Origin of the sequence: Nonomuraea sp. NPDC050383 (assembly GCF_044459125.1) — a bacterium.
Classification (GTDB): Bacteria; Actinomycetota; Actinomycetes; order Streptosporangiales; family Streptosporangiaceae; genus Nonomuraea.
Genome location: NZ_JBITIP010000018.1, coordinates 94,171 through 113,074, shown reverse-complemented (window position 1 = coordinate 113,074; position 18,904 = coordinate 94,171). Strand labels below are relative to the sequence as shown.

The 18,904-nt window shown below is 71.3% G+C and carries 22 protein-coding genes and 1 riboswitch; of the genes, 10 read left to right on the top strand and 12 right to left on the bottom strand.

What is annotated here, in order from left to right:
* Positions 1 to 22 precede the first annotated feature (22 nt).
* The 3 genes from ACIBG4_RS34155 to ACIBG4_RS34145 are packed head-to-tail and all read left to right on the top strand — an operon-like array spanning position 23 to position 1,897.
* Positions 23 to 811: an ABC transporter ATP-binding protein gene (locus ACIBG4_RS34155; RefSeq protein ID WP_310707308.1), complete on the top strand. Its 789-nt coding sequence runs from the start codon at positions 23 to 25 to the stop codon at positions 809 to 811.
* A 54-nt stretch (positions 812 to 865) separates the two neighbouring features.
* Entirely contained in the window at positions 866 to 1,618 is a 753-nt protein-coding gene (locus tag ACIBG4_RS34150) for a sulfite exporter TauE/SafE family protein (RefSeq protein ID WP_397205720.1), read from the top strand.
* Between the two features lie 30 nt (positions 1,619 to 1,648).
* A complete protein-coding gene (locus ACIBG4_RS34145; RefSeq protein WP_310707306.1) occupies positions 1,649 to 1,897 on the top strand; it encodes a hypothetical protein in 249 nt (82 codons plus the stop codon).
* 37 nt (positions 1,898 to 1,934) lie between these two features.
* On the opposite strand, the gene ACIBG4_RS34140 is transcribed toward ACIBG4_RS34145, so the two are convergent.
* The 7 genes from ACIBG4_RS34140 to ACIBG4_RS34110 all read right to left on the bottom strand — a co-directional run bounded on the left by ACIBG4_RS34140 (position 1,935) and on the right by ACIBG4_RS34110 (position 7,903).
* The gene (locus ACIBG4_RS34140) at positions 1,935 to 2,774 is read right to left on the bottom strand and encodes an NAD(P)H-binding protein (protein WP_397205659.1); all 840 of its coding nucleotides are present in this window, start codon (positions 2,772 to 2,774) and stop codon (positions 1,935 to 1,937) included.
* Between the two features lie 29 nt (positions 2,775 to 2,803).
* On the bottom strand, positions 2,804 to 3,682 hold the full coding sequence (locus tag ACIBG4_RS34135) for a Rieske 2Fe-2S domain-containing protein (protein ID WP_397205657.1): 879 nt from the start codon (positions 3,680 to 3,682) through the stop codon (positions 2,804 to 2,806).
* Between the two features lie 63 nt (positions 3,683 to 3,745).
* Positions 3,746 to 4,357, bottom strand: coding sequence for an HD domain-containing protein (locus ACIBG4_RS34130; protein ID WP_310707303.1), 612 nt, complete (start codon positions 4,355 to 4,357; stop codon positions 3,746 to 3,748).
* A 1-nt stretch (position 4,358) separates the two neighbouring features.
* Entirely contained in the window at positions 4,359 to 6,548 is a 2,190-nt protein-coding gene (locus tag ACIBG4_RS34125; RefSeq protein WP_397205655.1) for a molybdopterin-dependent oxidoreductase, read from the bottom strand.
* 136 nt (positions 6,549 to 6,684) lie between these two features.
* Positions 6,685 to 7,338, bottom strand: a complete 654-nt coding sequence (locus ACIBG4_RS34120; protein WP_397205653.1) for a hypothetical protein — start codon at positions 7,336 to 7,338, stop codon at positions 6,685 to 6,687.
* Positions 7,335 to 7,550 (bottom strand): hypothetical protein, encoded by a 216-nt coding sequence (locus ACIBG4_RS34115; RefSeq protein ID WP_310707300.1) that lies wholly within the window; start codon positions 7,548 to 7,550, stop codon positions 7,335 to 7,337. Before ACIBG4_RS34115 ends, ACIBG4_RS34120 begins: the two co-directional genes overlap by 4 nt.
* Before the next feature lie 206 nt (positions 7,551 to 7,756).
* Positions 7,757 to 7,903, bottom strand: a complete 147-nt coding sequence (locus ACIBG4_RS34110) for a hypothetical protein (RefSeq protein WP_397205651.1) — start codon at positions 7,901 to 7,903, stop codon at positions 7,757 to 7,759.
* Positions 7,904 to 8,195: 292 nt separating this feature from the next.
* Between ACIBG4_RS34110 and ACIBG4_RS34105 the strand changes: the two genes are divergently transcribed.
* Together ACIBG4_RS34105 and ACIBG4_RS34100 are read left to right on the top strand one after the other, a co-directional pair.
* Entirely contained in the window at positions 8,196 to 9,059 is an 864-nt protein-coding gene (locus ACIBG4_RS34105) for a helix-turn-helix domain-containing protein (protein ID WP_397205649.1), read from the top strand.
* Positions 9,004 to 9,324, top strand: a complete 321-nt coding sequence (locus ACIBG4_RS34100; RefSeq protein ID WP_397205647.1) for a DUF397 domain-containing protein — start codon at positions 9,004 to 9,006, stop codon at positions 9,322 to 9,324. Before ACIBG4_RS34105 ends, ACIBG4_RS34100 begins: the two co-directional genes overlap by 56 nt.
* Before the next feature lie 48 nt (positions 9,325 to 9,372).
* On the opposite strand, the gene ACIBG4_RS34095 is transcribed toward ACIBG4_RS34100, so the two are convergent.
* Together ACIBG4_RS34095 and ACIBG4_RS34090 are read right to left on the bottom strand one after the other, a co-directional pair.
* Positions 9,373 to 10,104 carry a DUF6082 family protein gene (locus ACIBG4_RS34095; protein WP_397205645.1) on the bottom strand — a complete coding sequence of 244 codons (732 nt, stop codon included), beginning with the start codon at positions 10,102 to 10,104 and terminating at the stop codon, positions 9,373 to 9,375.
* Positions 10,105 to 10,185: 81 nt separating this feature from the next.
* Positions 10,186 to 11,592: an MFS transporter gene (locus ACIBG4_RS34090; protein WP_397205643.1), complete on the bottom strand. Its 1,407-nt coding sequence runs from the start codon at positions 11,590 to 11,592 to the stop codon at positions 10,186 to 10,188.
* Positions 11,593 to 11,693: 101 nt separating this feature from the next.
* Here ACIBG4_RS34090 and ACIBG4_RS34085 point away from each other — a divergent pair, with 101 nt between their 5' ends.
* From ACIBG4_RS34085 to ACIBG4_RS34070, 4 genes are all read left to right on the top strand, one after another.
* Positions 11,694 to 12,518, top strand: coding sequence for a helix-turn-helix transcriptional regulator (locus ACIBG4_RS34085; RefSeq protein ID WP_397205641.1), 825 nt, complete (start codon positions 11,694 to 11,696; stop codon positions 12,516 to 12,518).
* Positions 12,519 to 12,601: 83 nt separating this feature from the next.
* A complete protein-coding gene (locus ACIBG4_RS34080; RefSeq protein ID WP_310707294.1) occupies positions 12,602 to 13,693 on the top strand; it encodes a CapA family protein in 1,092 nt (363 codons plus the stop codon).
* A 28-nt stretch (positions 13,694 to 13,721) separates the two neighbouring features.
* On the top strand, positions 13,722 to 15,533 hold the full coding sequence (locus ACIBG4_RS34075) for an SDR family oxidoreductase (protein ID WP_397205639.1): 1,812 nt from the start codon (positions 13,722 to 13,724) through the stop codon (positions 15,531 to 15,533).
* Positions 15,534 to 15,602: 69 nt separating this feature from the next.
* Positions 15,603 to 16,247 (top strand): TetR family transcriptional regulator, encoded by a 645-nt coding sequence (locus ACIBG4_RS34070; protein WP_310707530.1) that lies wholly within the window; start codon positions 15,603 to 15,605, stop codon positions 16,245 to 16,247.
* A 12-nt stretch (positions 16,248 to 16,259) separates the two neighbouring features.
* Here the strand turns inward: ACIBG4_RS34070 and ACIBG4_RS34065 are convergent, their stop codons facing one another.
* The gene (locus ACIBG4_RS34065) at positions 16,260 to 16,625 is read right to left on the bottom strand and encodes a hypothetical protein (protein WP_397205637.1); all 366 of its coding nucleotides are present in this window, start codon (positions 16,623 to 16,625) and stop codon (positions 16,260 to 16,262) included.
* Positions 16,626 to 16,831: 206 nt separating this feature from the next.
* On the opposite strand from ACIBG4_RS34065, the gene ACIBG4_RS34060 reads away from it, so the two are divergent.
* A complete protein-coding gene (locus tag ACIBG4_RS34060) occupies positions 16,832 to 17,362 on the top strand; it encodes a hypothetical protein (protein ID WP_310707291.1) in 531 nt (176 codons plus the stop codon).
* A gap of 104 nt (positions 17,363 to 17,466) precedes the next feature.
* On the opposite strand, the gene tenA is transcribed toward ACIBG4_RS34060, so the two are convergent.
* Together tenA and ACIBG4_RS34050 are read right to left on the bottom strand one after the other, a co-directional pair.
* A complete protein-coding gene (gene tenA, locus ACIBG4_RS34055; protein ID WP_355434094.1) occupies positions 17,467 to 18,177 on the bottom strand; it encodes a thiaminase II in 711 nt (236 codons plus the stop codon).
* Positions 18,169 to 18,264: riboswitch (TPP riboswitch) on the bottom strand. (Overlaps the previous gene by 9 nt.)
* A 14-nt stretch (positions 18,265 to 18,278) precedes the next feature.
* On the bottom strand, positions 18,279 to 18,893 hold the full coding sequence (locus tag ACIBG4_RS34050; protein WP_397205634.1) for a hypothetical protein: 615 nt from the start codon (positions 18,891 to 18,893) through the stop codon (positions 18,279 to 18,281).
* Positions 18,894 to 18,904: the final 11 nt, after the last annotated feature.

Below are 18,904 nucleotides of genomic sequence, written 5' to 3'. Positions count from 1 at the left end.
TCTCCTAAGGAGGGATCCGAGGATGGGTGGTCAGGTGCTGCGGCTCCAGGACGTCGCCGTCAGGCGCGACGGAGCGGCCCTGCTGCGCGGCATCGACTGGACGGTCAACGAGGACGAGCGTTGGGTCGTCATCGGGCCGAACGGCGCGGGCAAGACCACGTTGCTGCAGGTGGCGGCCACGCTGTTGTTCCCGACCGAGGGTGTGGTCGAGGTGCTGGGCGAGCGGCTGGGTCAGACGGACGTGTTCGACCTCCGGCCGCGCATCGGGCTGGCGAGCTCCGCGCTGGCCGAGCGCATCCCGCCGGAGGAGAAGGTCATCGACCTCGTGCTCACGGCCTCGTACGGGATCATGGGCCGCTGGACGGAGGAGTACGACTCCAACGACGTGACCCGGGCCGTGGAGCTCATCGACATGCTGGGGGCGGCGCACCTGATCCGCCGTCGGTTCGGCACCCTGTCCGAGGGGGAGCGCAAGCGGGTGCAGATCGCCCGCGCGCTGATGCCCGACCCGGAGATGCTGCTGCTCGACGAGCCCGCCGCCGGCCTCGACCTGGGTGGCCGGGAGGACCTGGTGCGCCGGCTGTCGGTGCTGGCCCACGACTACCGCTCGCCCACGCTGGCGCTGGTCACGCACCACGTGGAGGAGGTGCCTCCGGGGTTCACGCACGGGCTGCTGCTGCGCAACGGCTCGGTGGTGGCGCAGGGCTCGCTCGACGACGTGATGACGGCCGACAACCTGTCGCGGACGTTCGGCGTGCCGCTGACGCTCGACCGCAGCGCCGACGGCCGTTGGTACGCGCGGGCGCTCTGACCTGGCACCCCCGGAGGGTCACCTGGAATCGGGCCCTCTAGGCTCGGGCGGGTGATGTTCTGGGAAGGGGTCGCGGTGTGTGCGGCCGGTGTCGCGGCCGGGGCGATCAACGCGGTCGTCGGATCCGGGTCGCTCATCACCTTCCCGACCCTCGTGGCCGTGGGCGTCGATCCCGTGGTCGCGAACGTGTCCAACAACATCGGCCTCGTCCCCGGCTCCTTCACCGGCGCCTACGGCTACCGCCAGGAGCTCAAGGGCCAGCGTGAGCGGCTGCTGCGGCTGGCCCCGGCCTCCTGCCTGGGCTCGCTCATCGGCGGGATCCTGCTGCTGTTCCTCGACCCGGCCGTGTTCCACGTCGTGGTGCCGGTGCTGATCGGCCTGGCTTGCGTGCTGGTCGTGGTGCAGCCCAAGCTCAACGGCTGGCTGGCGGCGCGGCGAGAGGACGCCCATCCGCACGGCGGGGTGGCGCTCTGGCTGGGCGTGTTCGGCGCGGGCCTGTACGGCGGCTATTTCGGCGCGGCGCAGGGCGTGCTGCTGATCGGCCTGCTCGGCAGCTTCCTCGACGACGGCATCCAGCGGGTCAACGCCGCCAAGAACGTGCTCTCGCTGATCGTCAACGCGACCGCGGCCGTCCTGTTCTTCTTCATCGCCGACATCGACTGGTGGGCGGTGCTGGCCGTCGCGCTGGGCGCCACGGCCGGCGGGTTCCTGGGGGCCCGGATCGGGCGGCGCATCCCGGCTCCGGTGCTGCGCGGCATCATCGTGGTGGTGGGGATCGCGGCGATTATCAAACTAGTGTACGGATAAATTCCCGTCTTTCTGGGTATAAATCCGTACATGAAGGGTGATCGGGTGGAGATCGTCATCGACGCGGGCGGCACCCCGCGAACCTACGAAGTGATCGCCACCCGCGCGGGCCGCCGCGTCGAGGTGGCCACGCGCCGGGGCCTGGTCGAGGTCAGCGAGGTGACCCGCGGCGGCACGACCGTACGGACCGCGCGGTTCATGTCCAGCCGCATCCTCGCCCTGGTCGAGCACCCCGCCGACGAGAACTCCCACGGCGGGGGCGCGCGGGACGACGACTGACGACGGGGCGCAGCTCGCGCCCCGGCCGTACGGGCCCTCAGCGGAAGTCGGCGGCGTGGTCGTCCGCCCACTGGCGGAACGCCAGCGCGGGCCGTCCCAGCAGCCTCTCCACCGTGTCCGTGATCGTCTCGGGCGACGTCACGAACGACTCCCAGCCCCGCAGCGCCCCATCCACGAAGCCCGGGTCACCCCACGAGGCCAGCAGCAGCTCGCGCGCCTCCCGCGGCGGCATGTCCTCCCAGCGCACCTCGCGCCCGACCGCCTCGCCGATGACACGCACCTGCTCGGCCTGCGTCAGCCGCTCCGGCCCGGTGATCACGTAGGCCGCCCCGGCGTGGCCCGCGGAGGTGAGCACGTGCGTGCCGACCGCCGCGATGTCCTTCTCGTGGATGAGCGACCTGGAGGCCGCCCCGAACGGCCAGCGCACCACGCCCTGCCGGATCTGGTCGGCCCACCCGAGGGTGTTGACGGCGAACCCGCTCGGCCGCAGGAACGTCCACGCCATCCCGGTCCGGCGGATGAGCCGCTCGACCCGCTGGTGGAAGATCGTCGGCTCGTCGTCGTCGCCGGCCGCCGGCACGTGGGCGGACAGGTAGACCACGCGGCGGGCGTGCTTGGCGACGGCCTCCACCACCGGCTCGGCCGTCTCGGCGGCGAAGCCGGGCCAGATCAGGAAGACGGCGTCCACGCCGCGCAGCGCGGGCTCCAGCGTCTCAGGGGCGGTCAGGTCGCCGCGCACGGCCTGGGCGCCGTCGGGCAGCGTGGCACGGGAGGGGTCGCGGACCAGCGCGCGCACCGGGATGCCCGCCTCCGCGAGCTGGGAGACGACGTGTCTGCCGACGTTGCCGGTCGCACCGGTCACGAGGATGTCGTTCATGCCTCCGACCGTAGAACCTCAACCAAGGTTCACAGCAAGCCCGGCCGTACCTGGAGCGTGCCGTCCTTCCTGACCCGTGTCTCGAACGCGGGGGCCGGCGCCGTGGCGGGGCCGTGCCGCACCGAGCCGTCCTCCAGCCGGAACGTGCTGCCGTGCCAGGGACACACCACGCACGCCTCGCCGTCCTCCGTGACCAGCCGGCCCTGGTGGAGCGGGCCCGCCAGGTGGGGGCAGCGGTCGGCCAGCACGGTGACGCCCTCGCCCTGCCGCAGTACGAAGAGCTGGATGTAGCCGAGCCGCCGGGCCACCGGCCGGCCGTCGGGCAGGTCGCTGAGCCGGCACAGGTCGTGCCAGCCGAGCGGCACCAGGTGGGCCACCTGCGGCGCGTGGTTCGCGCCGGCCGCCTGCCGGTAGGCCATGTGGCCGCCCAGGTACGCGCCGACGCTGCCCACGCCGAGCCCGGCCCAGGACAGCATGCGGCCGACCCGTTCGCGGCCGGACAGGCGGGTCGCCAGCGAGGCGGTGAACAGGCCGAGCGCCGTCACGTTCGACAGCATGTGCACGAAGCCGACGCGCTGCTGCTCCCGGTGGAGCGAGGACCAGTCGGTCAGTCCGGCGGCGGCCGTGGGGAGAGCGTTGCCGATGCCGACGGCCAGCAGCAGCCGCGCGGCGCGGGGATCGATGGTGGTGAGGTCGAGCACACCGGCCGATGCCCAGCAGCCCAGGCTCACCGTCGCCATCGGCGGGTGCAGGGGCTTGCCCGTGGGAACGCCGTGGAGCACGTCCCGCAACAGGCCCGGCCGGATCCGGTCACGTACGGCCTTGGCGAGTCGCTGGATCGGCTTGTCCATGGCCTTGGACTTCTCCAGTCGGTCGGCCAGGTCCAGCGGTCCCCCCAAAACCCGCATCTGCCTACGTCTCGGTCGTACTATCTCTTTCACGACAAGTCCCCTACCCCACGCGTGAGGGCATCACTCGGACAGGTGACCTCTCGCGACGGACAGCTCGACCAGCTCCATGGCGTACGCGCCCAGCGACGGCGAGCCGTCCTCGATCAGCCGCACCTTCTCCTTGACCTGCGAAGCGGTGACGCGGAACAGCGGCCAGGTGCCGCCCTCGGTGTTGTGGTTGGCCAGGATCGGCGCGAAGCGGTCCAGCGCCTTGGCGAATCTCGCCTCCGGCGTCTCCCGCGCCTCGAACTCCTCCCACAGCGCGCGCATCGACGCCGCCTGGTCCGCGGGCAGCAGCGCGAAGATCCGCTCGGCCGCGGCCCGCTCGGCCTCGACCTGCGCGGCCACCGCCACCGGGTCGTAGATGAACGTGTCCCCCGCGTCGATCTCCACGAGATCGTGCACGAGGAGCATGGCCACGACCCGCTGGATGTCGGTCCCCGGTGGGGCGTGCTCGGCGAAGACGAGGGCCAGCATGCCTACGTACCAGGAGTGCTCGGCGTCGTTCTCCCGCCGCGAGCCGTCCATCAACAGGTTGCGGCGGATGACCCGCTTCAACTTGTCGATCTCGACGGCGAAGGCGATCTGGGCGGTCAGGCGGTCCTCATCTGGTGCGATAGTCACGCGCGACACCTTAATGTGCGGTGATCACCCCGGTTGGCAAAATCGTGACCGGCACCCCGTTGAACACGGCATTTCCGGACGGAACATCGATCGCCGTTTCGTCCGTCAGGGCGTTCACGCTCACCCCGGCGTGCTCGGCGGCCACCGCCTGGGTGCTGTCCGCGTGACCCCAGCCGTGGGGCAGCGACACCACGCCGGGCATGATCGCCTCGGTCGGCTCCAGCGGCACCGTGACCTCGCCCTTGGCCGAGCGCACCACGGCCACGCCGTCCAGGCCGAGCCGGGCCACGTCGGCCGGGTGGATCTGCAGCGTGCAGGTGTTGCTACCGCCGACGAGCGGCGCGACGTTGTGCATCCAGCTGTTGTTGGAGCGCAGGTGCCGGCGGCCGATCAGCACGAACTCCGGCGGCTCCTCCTCCAGCCGGCCGCGCAGCCGCTCGACGTCCTCCATGAGCTGCGGCGGGGCCAGCTCCACCACCCCGGACGCCGTTCTGAGCACCTCGCCGAGGCGGGGCTCCAGCGGCCCGAGGTCCAGCCCGTGCGGGTGGTCGAGCAGCTTGCGCAGCGACAGGTCGCCCTTGCCCGCCCACGCGCCGTACGGGCCGAGCCGCAGCATCACGTCGAGCCTGCGCTCGGCGCCCGTCTCGCCGTCCAGCTCCGCCCGCAGCTCGGCCGGGTCACGGCCCGCCACCGCCGACCCCGGCGTCTCGACCGCCTTGGCCAGCATCCCGCCGATGACGAACTCGTCGAGGTCGCCCTCCAGGCCCGAGGCGATCTGGGCGAGCCGGGAGAGGATCAGCGCCTCCGACGGCCGGCCGTCCAGCGGCAGCGACGGCGGGGAGTACCGCGCGTAGTTGCGCACGGCCAGGCCGAGCAGCGAGAAGTCGAAGTGGCCCGACTGCAGCACGCGCGGCGGCGGCAGGATCACGTGCGCGTGCCTGGTGGTCTCGTTGAGGTACGGGTCGACGCTCACCATGAAGTCGAGCCCGGCGAAGGCCGCGTCGAGCCGGTCCCCGTGGGGCGCCGACAGCACCGGGTTGCCGGCCACGGTCACCATCAGCCGGATCTGTCCCTCGCCGGGCGTCTCGATCTCGTCGGCGAGCGTCGCCACCGGCAGCTCGCCGTTCGCCTCGGGCAGGCCGCGGACGCGGCTCCTCCAGCGCCCGACCGTGTACGCCCGGCGCCGCCCCGGCGACTCCGTGGCGGCCTTGGGGAACATGGCGCCGCCCGGCCGGTCGAGGTTGCCGGTCAGCACGTTGAGCACGTCCACCAGCCACTGGGCCAGCGTGCCGAACTCGGCCGTGCAGGTGCCGATCCTGGCGTACACCGCGGCGGTCGGGGCCGCGGCCAGCTCCCTGGCCAGCCGTGCGACGACGTCCGCGGGCACGCCCGTGCGGCGGGACACCACCTCGGGCGGGAAGTGCTTGGCCGCCTCCCGCACCTCGTCCAGGCCGTCGACCGGTGCGGCGACCCGCGTCAGGTCCTCGGCGAACAGCGTGTGGACCAGGCCGAACAGCAGGTAGGCGTCGGTGCCGGGCCGGACGGACACGTGCTCGTCGGCCAGCGCGGCCGTACGGGTGCGGCGCGGGTCGACCACCACGAGCCTGCCGCCCCGGGCGCGCAGCGCCTTGAGCCGGCCCGGGAAGTCCGGCGCGGTGCACAGGGAGCCGTTGGACTCCAGCGGGTTCGCGCCCAGCATCAGCAAGAAGTCGGTGCGGTCCAGGTCGGGCACCGGGATGGCCAGCGGGTGGCCGAACATCAGGCCGCTGGCCACGTGCTTCGGCATCTGGTCGGCGGTGCTGGCGCTGAAGACGTTGCGGGTGCCGAGCGCCTTGACGAGCGGCCCGCCGTACAGGGAGCCGGCCATGCTGTGGACGACCGGGTTGCCCAGATAGACGCCGAGGGCCTGCCGGCCGTACGTCTCGACGACCCGGTCGATGTTCTCCCTGATCAGGGCGAACGCCTCGTCCCAGCCGGCCTCGCGCCACAGGTCGCCCTCGCGGATCAGCGGCTTGCGCAGCCGGTCGGGGTCCTCGTCCAGGCGCCCCAAGCTGGCGCCCTTGGGACAGATGAAGCCCCGGCTGAAGGGGTCCTCCTTGTCGCCCCGGACCCCGGTGACGTGCCCTCCCTCGTCGAGGGTCAGGGCCAGGCCGCACACGGCCTCGCACAGGGGACAGGTCCGGTGGACGGTCGCCGTCATCGCCACTCCTGGGTTCGTGGAATGAACTCATCTTGGCTCGTGCCGGCCGGAGGGGGAAGCCCCGGAGCCCCCGCGCTGTCTCCGGGGCTTCGGCCAGGAAGCGCCCGGCGCGGTGGGCGCTCCCTGGGTCACCTGGTCAGGCCGCTGTCAGGACCCGCTCGCGGTGGAGGAGATCAGGCGGCTCCTCGAGGTCCGGGCGCAGCGAGATCCACGCGCGCCTGCCGTACAGGCGGTCGAACCCCGGCGACAGGACGCCCGGCAGCTCCTCGCGCCGCACCACCTCCACCACCACGAGCTGCGCCCGCCTGCGGTGCCGGTAGACGTTGGCGCTGCGCGCCCAGCAGGCCGCGGCGATCTCCTCCGCGTACGCCTCGAACTCCGCGGCGCTGATGCCGGCCCTCGTCAGGATCAGTGCCTTCTCGCCCGTGCGCGTCGGCGTGATCCACAGCACCAGCGGGATCCTGCCGGAGCGGGTGTGCATGGTCGTCTCCAGGCAGGTCCGCTGGAGGCGGTGCCGGGAGACGACGCACCAGAAGTGCGCCACAACCCAGTTGCGGCCCGTCCGGGTGACCGCCGGCGCGGAGATCGCGCCGGCCGTCAGGGCGAACGGCGTCCAGTGGCCGCCCCGCGCCGCCCCCAGCAGCATGAACGTGACCAGAACGGCCAGCGCGAGCAGCAGCAGCTCCGCGCGCCAGCGCCACAGCCGGACCAGGGGGCCGCTCCGGCCCGCGCCGGGCAGGTCCTCGTTGGCCGGGTAGATCTGGTTGCGGGGGTTGCGCGGCATGCTCACGACACCTCCTCGGCCACCTTGGCGGGAAGCTTGAGCTGGTCGAACCGGGGGTCGCGGTAGACGCGGCAGCCGAACCCGGTACGGGTCACGGCCCAGCCTCGCCGGTAGGCGAACTCGTCCGGCTCCATGCAGATCTCGCGGTCGGCCCAGGCGATGAGCTCCCGGATTCGGGACTTGATTCGCTTGAGTCCCTTGGTACCTTGTGAGTACATAGAAGACCCCTTTCGCGGCATTACTCGAGGTGGCTTCTTACGCCGGACTGCAGGCTGGTGACCACGTCGTCGCAGGGTGGCAGCCCATATGCGGCGATTCGGTGACCGGCCTCGGTCCGGCTTTTCGGTGCTCCCCTGACCTGTGCTCATGTGAGCGGCGCTCGTGGCGGACGATCGGGCGGAGCTGCTGCGGTCGCGGCTTGCGTTCAGATGAATGCGGGGTCCTTCCGGCAAACGGCCTCCCTGGCGTAGATCTGCGTATCCGGGACGGCGCCGTTGCCGGTGGTGCGGCCCGCGTGGCCGCGCGTGATCGTGTGGGGGGAGCAGTCGGCGCCGGGGCTTGTCGCGGTCATCCCGGCCTCCTCGTACGCTCGATCTCCCTCCTGGCCCTGATGGTCCTCCCGGCACTCCTTGCCTGCAAGAGCTTGCGCAAGAGAAGATTTAGATTTCTTCGCACCTTGCCGTATCAATTGCCGTGCAAGTTGCACGGAAGCACGCTGTACTGGGGATGTCACGCTGATGCCGCCGAATGTTGTGCAGTGACGAATGCAACTTGCAAGGTAAGATTGAGCGAACAGTCCACCCATCTCGGTTTCCAAACGACACATCCGGTTACACCTTCCTTCCCGACGAGGAGAGTGGACGGTGCCATCGCAACAGGGCAGCCCGACTGTCCGCAGGCTCCGGCTCGGCCAGGAGCTTCGCCTCCTCCGCGAGCGCCGAAGGCTCACTGGGTCCGCCGCCGCCCGCGACCTCGGCTGGTCCGCCAGCAAAGTGAGCCGCATCGAAGCGTCCAAGACCATGCCCAGCGCCGAGGACGTCGAGTCCATGGCCAAGCTCTACCGCGCGGACGAGGCGAAGCTTGACGAACTCTTCGGCCTGTTGCGAGACGCGGATCAGCGAGGGTGGTGGGAGGATTACGAAGACGCTCTGTCCGAGGAGTACACGAAATTCCTCGGATTGGAGGCGGAGACCGTGTGTCAACGCAACTGGGAACCCCAGGTCGTGCCAGGCCTCCTTCAGACCGAGGACTATGCGCGTGAGGTGATCTCGGCGCTCCGGAGCATCGTCCGGTTCACGCACAGTGGTATCCAGCGCCGGGTGGAGGCGCGCATGGACCGACAGCAGCGCGTCCTGCACCGGCCCGATCCGCCGGACGTGCGTTTCGTGCTGGACGAGTCGCTCCTGATGCGCAAATTCGGCGAGTCCTCGGTCATGCGGGCGCAGATGGAGCATCTCCTGGAGACTTCGATGCAACCGCACGTCAGCATTCGCGTTCTTACCATGGAGTCGCTACACGCGGTCAATACGGGAGGGTTCGTCCACCTGAAGTGTGCGGGCTTCGACGATGTCGTATACCTTGAGCATCTTTATTCAGGGCACTTCGTCGAAGACCGCGGACGCGTCGCTGGTTACGAGGCGGCGTTCGAATATCTGAGTGCAGAGGCGCTTGATGAGGATGAATCTCGCGTGCTCATCCAGCGTAAAGCCATGCAGTGGCGAGATTAGCGTAAGAAAGGGCAACGGCGCCCTTCTTTTCATAGAGGAAAAAATGCAGATCAACATAAGCGTGAACCCTTGGCGGAAGAGCAGCTTCTGCAGCTCGAACAGCTGCGTCGAGGTCGCCCCGCTCGGTGATGGAAGTGTCGCGCTGAGGGACGGCAAGGTTCAGGACGGTCCCGTCCTGGTCTTCACATCAGCAGAGTGGGAGGCCTTCGTGGCCGGGGTCCGTGAGGGCGAGTTCGACGTGGACGCGCTGGCGCCACGCGTATGATGCCGAACGGCCCTGGATGCTCCAGGGCCGTTCTCGTCCTCTTTCGGTTCATGCACGGGTCCGAGGTCGCCGGGCGCGAAGAAGCAGCGCCGCTGCCGTGCCCGTTGCGAGTGCCGCACCCACGGCGATCATGCGACGAGTCCGGCGTGACCGCGTCTGCGGGGGCGTCCGCGTCTTCTTTCTCTCTGCCGGCGTGGCCATCGCCCAGGCGCTGTCGATCAGTGCCGTGAAGCGAACCGCACGCCGGTTCTGCGCGGCCGCGCGGCGGTGTTCTCGGGTTGCCTCCCAGAAACTTCTCCCCGCCGGGGTGCCGAAGAAGTCGGTGCGAGCGACCTCCACGAGCGCTGGTTCGGGGATTTCCCTGACCTCGTAGAGCATCTCCCAGTAGGACAGGACAAGGTTGAGGTACAGGTGAAGTCGGGGATCCAGTCCGGAATTTATCGCTCCCAATGCTCTGTGCAGCACCGGGTGTTCCATCTGTAGCTGCATCAACTGCAGATGATGGGTGCGTTGCGTCGCTTTCCGCGCGTAATGCGCCTCTCTGACCTGGAGGAAGAAGGAAAGGCCGATCACCGCCAGTGCCAGCGCGGAGAGAATGGCCGAGGCCACCCCGTAAGCCTGCCCGATGTCGCTCAGTTCCCGCCATCTGTATCCGGCCGGAAGAAAGGCTTGCAGCAGAAGTGGTGACGACATCGTCGCCGCGATGACGCAGCCGACCGTAAAAGCCGTGACCAGGGCTGCGACGAGGCGCGAACGTTCGTGGCCGAAGCGGGGGGACATGATTTCACCCTGACACGCCGAAACGGCTTGTGCCCCCGATTCGGGGACACGGGCCGTTTCACGCGAGGGCCGGTCCTGAGGTCAGGTCACGGGGGCCGCGGTGCGGCGCCGTACGAGGAAGAGGGAGCTGATCCCGGCCAGGACGGCCAGCGCCGCGAGGGCGATCGCCGTGGACATGGAGGCCGAGGCGCGGCCCTGGAGCGAGACGAACAGCGTGCCGACCGTCGAGACGCCGATCACCTGGCCGAGCTGCATGACGGTCAGCAGCGCGCCGCTGGCGTCCGCCGCGTACTCGTCGGCCACCTGCTCGGTCGCCAGGTTCGTGACGGCGACCTGCACGCCGAGGCCGGCGCCGATGAGGGCGCTCATGACCGCGTACGGCAGCCCGCCCGCCGCCGCGAGCCCCAGGCCGACGTACGCGGGCGCGGCCACCACGTACCCGAACGGCACCAACCGGCGCTGCAACCGCGCGGGCAGACGCGGCCAGCCAAGCCCGACCAGCGCGAACGCGAGCGCGCACGGCACCAGCATCATGCCGGAGGCCAGCGGTGTCAGGTGCAGCTCGCCCTGGAGGTGCAGGGCCGAGGTGAACAGGAACGCGCCCCAGGTTGCCGGCCCGAACAGCAGCACGCCCAGCCCGGGCCGCATGCCCGGCGCCCGCAGCACCGCCGCGTCCACCAACGGCCGGCCGCCCCGCGCGGTCACCCAGCGCTCGACCTGGACGAACACCCCGAACATCACGACGCTGAACGCCATGGAGATCCAGCCCCACACCGGCCAGCCCAGGTCCCTGCCCAGCACCATCGGCACGATCATCAGCAGCACGGCGGCCGACAACGTGACCAGGCCCAGCGGGTCGAGCCCGGCCCGCCCCCCGCCGCCGTCGTCGGCGGGCAGCACCTTCACACCCGCGGCCAGCAGCAACGCCGCGATCGGCACCAGCACCAGGAACACGATCCGCCAGCCCGCGCCGAGCCCCAGCAGGATGCCGCCCATCGCCTGGCCGACGACGATGCCGCCGCTGATCACCGCCGACCACAGGCCGAGCGCCCGTCCCCGGGCCGCACCCTGGTAGTTGCGCTGGATGAGCGTCATCACCTGAGGCATCATCATCGCCGCGCCGGCGCCCTGGGCCAGGCGGAAGGCGACCAGCCAGCCCGTCGAGGGGGCCAGCCCCGCGCCGAGCGTGGTGACGCCGAACGCGGCCAGGCCGCCGAGGAAGGCGTTGCGGTAGCCGAACAGGTCGCCCAGCCTGGCACCGGTGATCAACAGGACGGCATAGACAATGGTGTAACCGGCCACGATCATCTGCAGGCCCGCGCCGGAGGAGTGCAGGTCGGCCCGGATGGTGGGGGTGGCCACGTTGACGATGTTGACGTTGAGGATGGCCAGGAACTGCCCCACCAGGATGACTGTGAGGAGCAGCCCGCCGGCCCGGGTCCTTTCCGGCTGTCCGGCCAGAGAGGGGGAAACGGCTGTTTGGGTCATGCTCCTAGGATGAGGGCATTTCGATACCAGTAACGAGAGCCTCTTTATACTGGTACTGGCACCACCTGGATCATCGTTGTCCGACGGACCATAGTGGAGACATGACGATGGCGGAGACCAAGCGGACCGACCTGGCGGCGTTCCTGCGCACGAGGCGCGAGCGGATCACCCCCGAGATGGTACGCCTGGCCCCGGGGCCGCGCAGGCGCACGCCCGGCCTGCGACGCGAGGAGGTCGCGCAGCTCGCCGGCGTGGGCGTCACGTGGTACACGTGGCTGGAGCAGGGCCGTCCCATCAACGCCAGCACCCAGGTGCTCGACGCGATCGCGCGCACGCTCCGGCTCGACAACGCCGAGTGGCAGCACCTCTACCGGCTGGCCGGACACACCACGGGCGTGCCCAACGACGACACCACGCGCGTCACCCCCCAGGTCCAGGCCATCCTCGACCAGCTCGGCCCGATGCCCGCCTGCCTGTCCAACAGCCGCTGCGACGTGCTCGCCTGGAACCCCGCCTACGCCGTGCTGTTCCCCGAGGTCGTCGGCGCGCCCGACGGCGAGCGCAACACGCTCTGGCAGAGCTGTGTGGGGCCGCTGGCCTGCGTGCTGGTCAACCGCGACAAGGAGCTGGCCCGCGCGGTGGCCGTCTTCCGCGGCGCCTACAGCCGTCACGCCGACGATCCGTGCTGGCAGGACTTCGTCCGCCGGCTCACCCGGGAGAGCCCGGAGTTCGCTCGCCTGTGGGCGCGCCAGGACGTGGCCGAGCCGGGGCCACGCGAGAAGATCTTCAAGCACGCCGAGGTGGGCAGGCTCCGCTTCAGCACGGTGAGCTTCAACTCCTCGGCGGCGCCCGAGACGCGGATGGTCATCTACACCCCGGTGGACGACGCCAGCCGCGAGGCCGTCACCTGGCTCATGTCCCGCTGACCGTCCGGAGTTGGGGCACGCCGCGTCGCCACCCATGGCATGCTCGTTGGCTGAATGTCAGGAACGAGCAGAAGTGGCGACAAATGAGACTCCCCCGTCGTGCCGCCGCGGCCGTGGCCGTCGCCGCCGCCCTCACCGCCTCCACCGCGTGCGCCGCGGACGAGCCCGACCCCCAGCCCAGTGCCCAGAGCAAGCAGGCCCTCGACAAGCCCGCCGTGGCGGACTCCACGCCGTCGCCGGAGCGCCGGCCGTTCACGATCTCCTTCGGCGGTGACGTGCACTTCGAGGGCGTGCTGCGCCCCCGTCTGAACAACCCGCGTACCACCCTCGGGCCGATCGCGTCCGTCCTGCGCCGCGCCGACCTGGCCATGGTCAACCTGGAGACGGCCATCACCACCGGCGGCACGCCCGCGCCGGGCAAGCAGTTCACCTTCCGGGCGCCCGCCAGCGCCTTCACCGCGCTCAAGGCCGCCGGGGTGGACGTGGTGTCCATGGCCAACAACCACGGCATGGACTACATGGAGACCGGCCTGTCCGACTCGCTCGCGGCCATCAAGAAGTCCAGGTTCCCCGTGGTGGGGATCGGCGCGAACGACACCGAGGCGTACCGGCCGTTCCGCAAGGTCGTCAACGGCAACCGCGTGTCGGTCATCGGGGCCACGCAGGTGCTCGACGCCGAGTTCGTCAACGCCTGGACGGCGACGCCCGGCAAGGGCGGCCTCGCCTCGGCCAAGAACGAGGACCGTCTGCTCCGGGCCGTACGGCAGGCCCGCAAGAACTCCGACACCGTGATCGTCCACCTGCACTGGGGCACCGAGATGCAGAAGTGTCCGAACCCGGCGCAGCTCTCCCTGGCCCCCAAGCTGGTCAAGGCCGGCGCGGACGTGGTGGTCGGCGGCCACGCGCACATCCTGCTCGGCGCCGGCTACCTGGGCAGCTCCTACATCAGCTACGGCCTGGGCAACTTCGTCTTCTACAACTCCACTCCGGGCACGACCGGACGGACCGGGGTGCTGACGCTCACGATCAACGGGCGCAAGGTGCTCAAGGACCAGTGGACCCCGGCCACCATCCAGGGCGGCATCCCGGTGCCGATGACCGGCGCCGCCAGGACGCAGGCGGTGGCCGACTGGAAGGCGCTGCGCTCCTGCACGGGCCTGTCCACCCGCCCCTGACCGGCGTTTGCGGGCGGCGTGGCCGGTCATGTCTTCTGGACGGGCCGGCGACGTGGAGGAGGCCGCCATGCGGTGGGTGGAGTCCGGTGACGTACGGCTGTGGGTGGTCGAGGAGGGCGACCCGGCCCACCCGACGATCCTGCTCGTTCACGGCTATCCCGACACCCACCGCGTCTGGGACGAGGTCGCGAAGCTGCTGCGCGACCGCTTCCACGTGGTGCGCTACGACGTGCGCGGCGCGGGCCGCTCCACCGCGCCGGCCGACGACGCGGACTACACCTTCGACCACCTCGCGGGCGACCTCTCGGCGGTGCTCGACGCGATCGGCAAGCCCGCCGTCCACCTCGTCGGCCACGACTGGGGCTCGCTCCAGGGCTGGGACGCGGTGAGCAGGCCCGGCATCCGGGAGCGGGTGGCGTCGTTCACCAGCTTCGGCGGGCCGGGGCTGGCCCAGGCCGGCCGGTTCATGCGGGAGGGCAGCCCCGCGGAGGTCGCCTCGCAGCTCGCACGGTCCTGGTACATCGGCGTGTTCCAGACCCCGGCGCTGCCGGAGACGGCGTGGCGGACGTTCATGCCGGCGGTGCTGGAGCGGAGCATGCGGGTCCGCGACGGCGTCGAGCCGCGCGCCGGGCACCCCGCGGACACGCTGTCGAGGGACGCGGCCAACGGGCTGTGGATGTACCGCCGCAACATGGGTCCCGGGCTGCGGCCCCGCCACACCGCGTCGCACGGCGATCCGGTGGTGGACGTGCCGGTGCAGCTCATCGAGGCCACCCGTGACCCGTTCGTCTCGCCGGCGCTGCTGGCCTCGCTCGGGCGTTGGGCGCCGAGGTTCTGGCATCGCAGGATCGTGGCGGGACACTGGGCGCAGCGCGGCCGGCCGGACGTGGTGGCCAGGATGATCGCCGAGTTCGCCGCGCACGTGGACGGCGCCGAGGCCCCGCCGGGCCTGCGCCGCGCCCGGCAGGAGTCCTCGCCGGGGAGGGAGAAGGCGTTCGCGGGGCGGCTGGCGGTCGTCACCGGCGCGGGCAGCGGGATCGGCCGCGCCACCGCCCGGGCCTTCGCCGCCCACGGGGCCGAGGTGGTCTGCGCCGACGTGGACGAGGCGGCGGCGGCCCGCACGGCCGCCGGCATCGCCAAGGACTTCGGCGGCACGGCCCACGCCCAGCAGGTCGATGTCGCCGACGCCGCCCGGATGGAGAGCTTCGCCCAGCAGGTCCGCGCCGAGTACGGCGTCCCGGACATCGTGGTCAACAACGCCGGCATCCTCGTCGCCGGCGCCTTCCTCGACCACTCCGTGGAGGACTGGCGGCGCATGATCGACGTCAACCTGTGGGGCGTGGTCCACGGCTGCCGGCTGTTCGCGGCGCAGATGGTCGAACGCGGCGAAGGCGGCAACATCGTCAACGTCGCCTCGCTGGCCGCGTTCGCGCCCACGATGCTGCTGCCCGCGTACTCGACGGTCAAGGCGGCGGTGAAGACGCTCAGCGACTGCCTGCGGGCCGAGCTGGCCGGGCAGGGCATCGGGGTCAGCGCGATCTGTCCCGGTTTCGTCTCCACGAACATCGCCCGTCACGCCACGTACGTCGGCACCGACCTCCGCGACATCTCGGTGACGGCGCTGGAGCGGCGCGGCTACCCGCCGGAGCGCGTCGCCGCGCACATCCTGCGGGCAGTCCACCGGAACGAGGCCGTCGTCCCGGTCAACGCCGAGGGCAAGCTCGGGTACGCCCTGTCACGCCTCTCGCCCGGCGCCGCCCGGGTGCTGGCCCGGCTCTCCGGCATGGCCCGCCGCCTCGGCCACCGGCCGAACTCGCATGAGGCTCATCTGGAGCCGTGAGAAATCCACTGATTGCCAGATAACGATCGTGTCCTTGGGGGAAAGATGGAACTCGTGCTGTCACCCCAGATGGACGAATGCGTGCGACCCCAGCCGTTACGGCGACGGCCGGCGCAGCGCCGCAGCGCGCGCCGGGTCGAGCGGATGCTCGACGCCTGCGCCGAGCTGCTCGACGAGATCGGCTACGAGTCGCTCTCCACCACCCGCATCGCCGACCGGGCCGGGGTCGCGATCGGGTCGGTCTACCAGTTCTTCCCCGACAAGCGGGCCATCACCCAGGAGCTGACCCGGCGCAACGTCGAGCAGTTCGTCTCCAGGGTCGGCCGCAGGTTCCTGGAGGAGGACTACGTCGGCTGGTGGGAGGCCGTCGACGCGATCATCGACGAGTACGTCGACATGCACCGGACCGTCCGGGGCTTCAGAAGCCTGCACTTCGGCGACGTGGTCGACCTCAACCTCCTCGACTCCGACTCCGACAACAACACGGTGATCGCCGGACGGCTGCGCGGGCTGCTGCTCCAGGAGTTCGGCCTGGCCGACAGCCATGAGCTGGACGTGGCGGTCCTGGTGGCGGTCGAGGCGGGGGACGCGGTGCTCAAGCTCGCCTTCCGCCGTGACCCGAACGGTGAGCCGGAGATCATCGCGGCGGCCAAGCAGCTCATCCGCGGCTTCCTGTCCCGCCAGCTCCGCTCCTGGACTCCGCAGACGGCCTGACTCCCCGAGTGGTCAGTCGTTCAGGCGCAGGCGCTGGATGAGCTCCGGGAGCCAGCCGAGCACCGGGTGCGGCTGCTGGGCCTTGGGGGCCGGCGGCCGCGTGTCGGGCGCCGGCGGGCGTGCCTCACCGGCCTGGGGCGCCTGCGAGGGCGTCACGCGTTGCCGGGGCGCGGGGGCGCGCCCCTCGCGGTCCTTGGCCGTCGGGGCACCGTCGCAGGGCGCCGGGAGCGCCACCGGCCACGCCTGGCGGTCCTCTCGCGCCTCCCGGGCGTCCAGCCGGGTCTCGATCGCGTGGAGTTCGCGCTCGGCCGATTCCACGGCGGCGAGCCGTCCGGAAAGATATCCGGCCGCACCCGGAACCAGGACCGAAAGCGCCACGGCACAGGAGAGTGTGAAGGTCGTCTGCTTGGAGATGCCCATCGCAGCCCCTCCTCCTCGCCGGTGCGCGCGACCGCTATATGCCCTACGGCCTGCGAAGACACGCCGGAAGCGGGCATCCTTTGACATGACCTTGCCAAAGTCGTGCCGGATCGGCGATGTGCATTGCCGGGGCAAACCGGCACCTGGCTCGGTAGTCTCGCGGTGTGGCGCATGTGACCCGTGAGCACCTTGATCGCCTGCTCGAGCAGGCTCTGCTGGCCGACGACCACAGCTCCCTTGCCAGGCGGCTGTACGACGTCGCGCTCGGCTATTCCTCGGGCGATGTCTCCAGGGCGTCCATCCTGGTCCTCGCGGCCGAGGAATGGCGCTCGGCCGGGCAGCCCGCCCGGGCCCTGGAGTGCTTCCAGCGCGCGGTGGAGGACGGCGGTGAGTCGCTCATCGACCCACGCGCCGGCATCGCCGACACGCTCTTCGAGCTCGACCGTCCCGCTGAGGCGAGGGAGGTCATCGAGGCGATCCGCGCGGAGGGCGGGATCACCACGGCGACCTCCCACACGATCGCCGAGACGCTCGTCGCGTACGGTGACCTGCCGGCCGGGCTCGAATGGGTGACCCAGGCCGTGCTGGCCAGTGACGAGGACGACCCGGAGCATGTGGCGCTGCTGCGCACGCGCTACCGCATCCGGGTCGACCTGGGCCTGCCCGAGGACGAGCTCGACGCCCTGGTGTCCTGAGCCGGGCTCTCCGGGGCCGGGCGTCCTGTCCGGCCCGGGAGAGCCCCGAGGGGCGCTCGCTGCCGTCGGCATGCCCGCGATCAGGCCGTACGGGTGATCCGGGGTCAGAGGGCGGCCGTGGCCTCCGCGCCGGTCGCCAGCCACTGGCCGGTGGGCCACGTCTCCAGCCGCCACGCGCTGTCCCAGAACATCCACTCGTACTCCGTCGCCCGGCAGAACGCCTCGGCCATGGCCCGGCGGGTGGCGGGGTCGGCGGTCCCGGCCAGCCGGTCGGCGATGGCACGCACCTGTGTCACCGAGGCGGCGAACGACGGGTCGGAGTAGGTGGAGATCCACGCCTGGTACGGGTGGCCGGACCGGCCGGCCGTGCGCTCCAGTAGGGCCGTTCCGACGTCCTGGTAGACCCAGAAGCACGGCAGCACCGCGGCGACCAGCACGGGAAGGGGCGCGCTGAGAGCCGTCGCCTGGAGGTACGACGCGTAGGCCAGGCAGGTCGGCGAGGTGCGGATGCCGGCCACGTCCTCGGGGCTCAGCCCGAACCCGTCGAGGTAGCCGGTGTGCAGGGCGCGCTCGACGGCCAGCGCCGTGTGCGCGCTCTGGGCGAAGAACATGGCGTCCGCGGGCTCGGTGGCGCGCGCCGACGCCGTCGCCAGCACCTTCGCGTACGCCGCCAGGTAGCGGGCGTCCTGCACCAGGTAGAAGGTGAACCGGTCGCGGCTCAGGGTGCCGCCGCCGAGGGCGGTGTTGAACGGGTGCCGATGGATGGCGTCGAGCAGCGTGGCGGTGCTCGCCCAGACCTCGTCGCAGAACGACAACGTCGACGTCCCTTCGCCAGTACGAACTAGATCAGGTTCGACGGGTGTGATCTCAGCCCGGCCCTCCGGGCACCCCGCGTCACGGTCCACCGTAACAGGGATCATCCCAGCGGCAGGCTCGGGAGGAGGGTGCCGACGTCGCCGAGCGAGGTGACGCCGGGCTCCGCGACGCGGGAGGCCCCGGTGCGCGGGGCCTCCGCGTGGGTGGCGGCGTCCCGGCGGCTCGGTGCGCGGTCCGGCGCCTCGTGCGCGTGCTGACGGCGGACGGCCGGCTCCGGGGCCCCCGAGACGGGCACCCCGTCGAACGTCCGGACGGGCCGGGCCGGAGCCGCCGGCAGGCCGGGCAGGTCGGGCGCGGCGGCCATCGTGGACACGTCGGACAGGCCCGAGGGGTTGCGCGCGCCCGGAGGCAGGACGGGCACGCCCGCGGCCGTGGCCGTCAGGTCGGGGGCGACCATCGGGGAGCCGGCGCCCCGGGGGCCGGTCAGGCCGAGGCGCTCCGCCGTCCGCGCCGCGACCGCGGCGGCGCTCTCCTCGCCGGCCGCCCCGCCCTCGTCCCCGGCCGGGACGGGGGTGAGGGCGTGGGTGAGGGCGAGGACGGGAGGCGGCGCCGCGATGATCCAGATGACGCCGGCGCTCAGCGTGGCCGCCGCGACGGCCCGAAAGCCGGGACAGGACCGGGATGACCTGGGATAGGACCGGGATGACACTGACACTGGACGTCCCC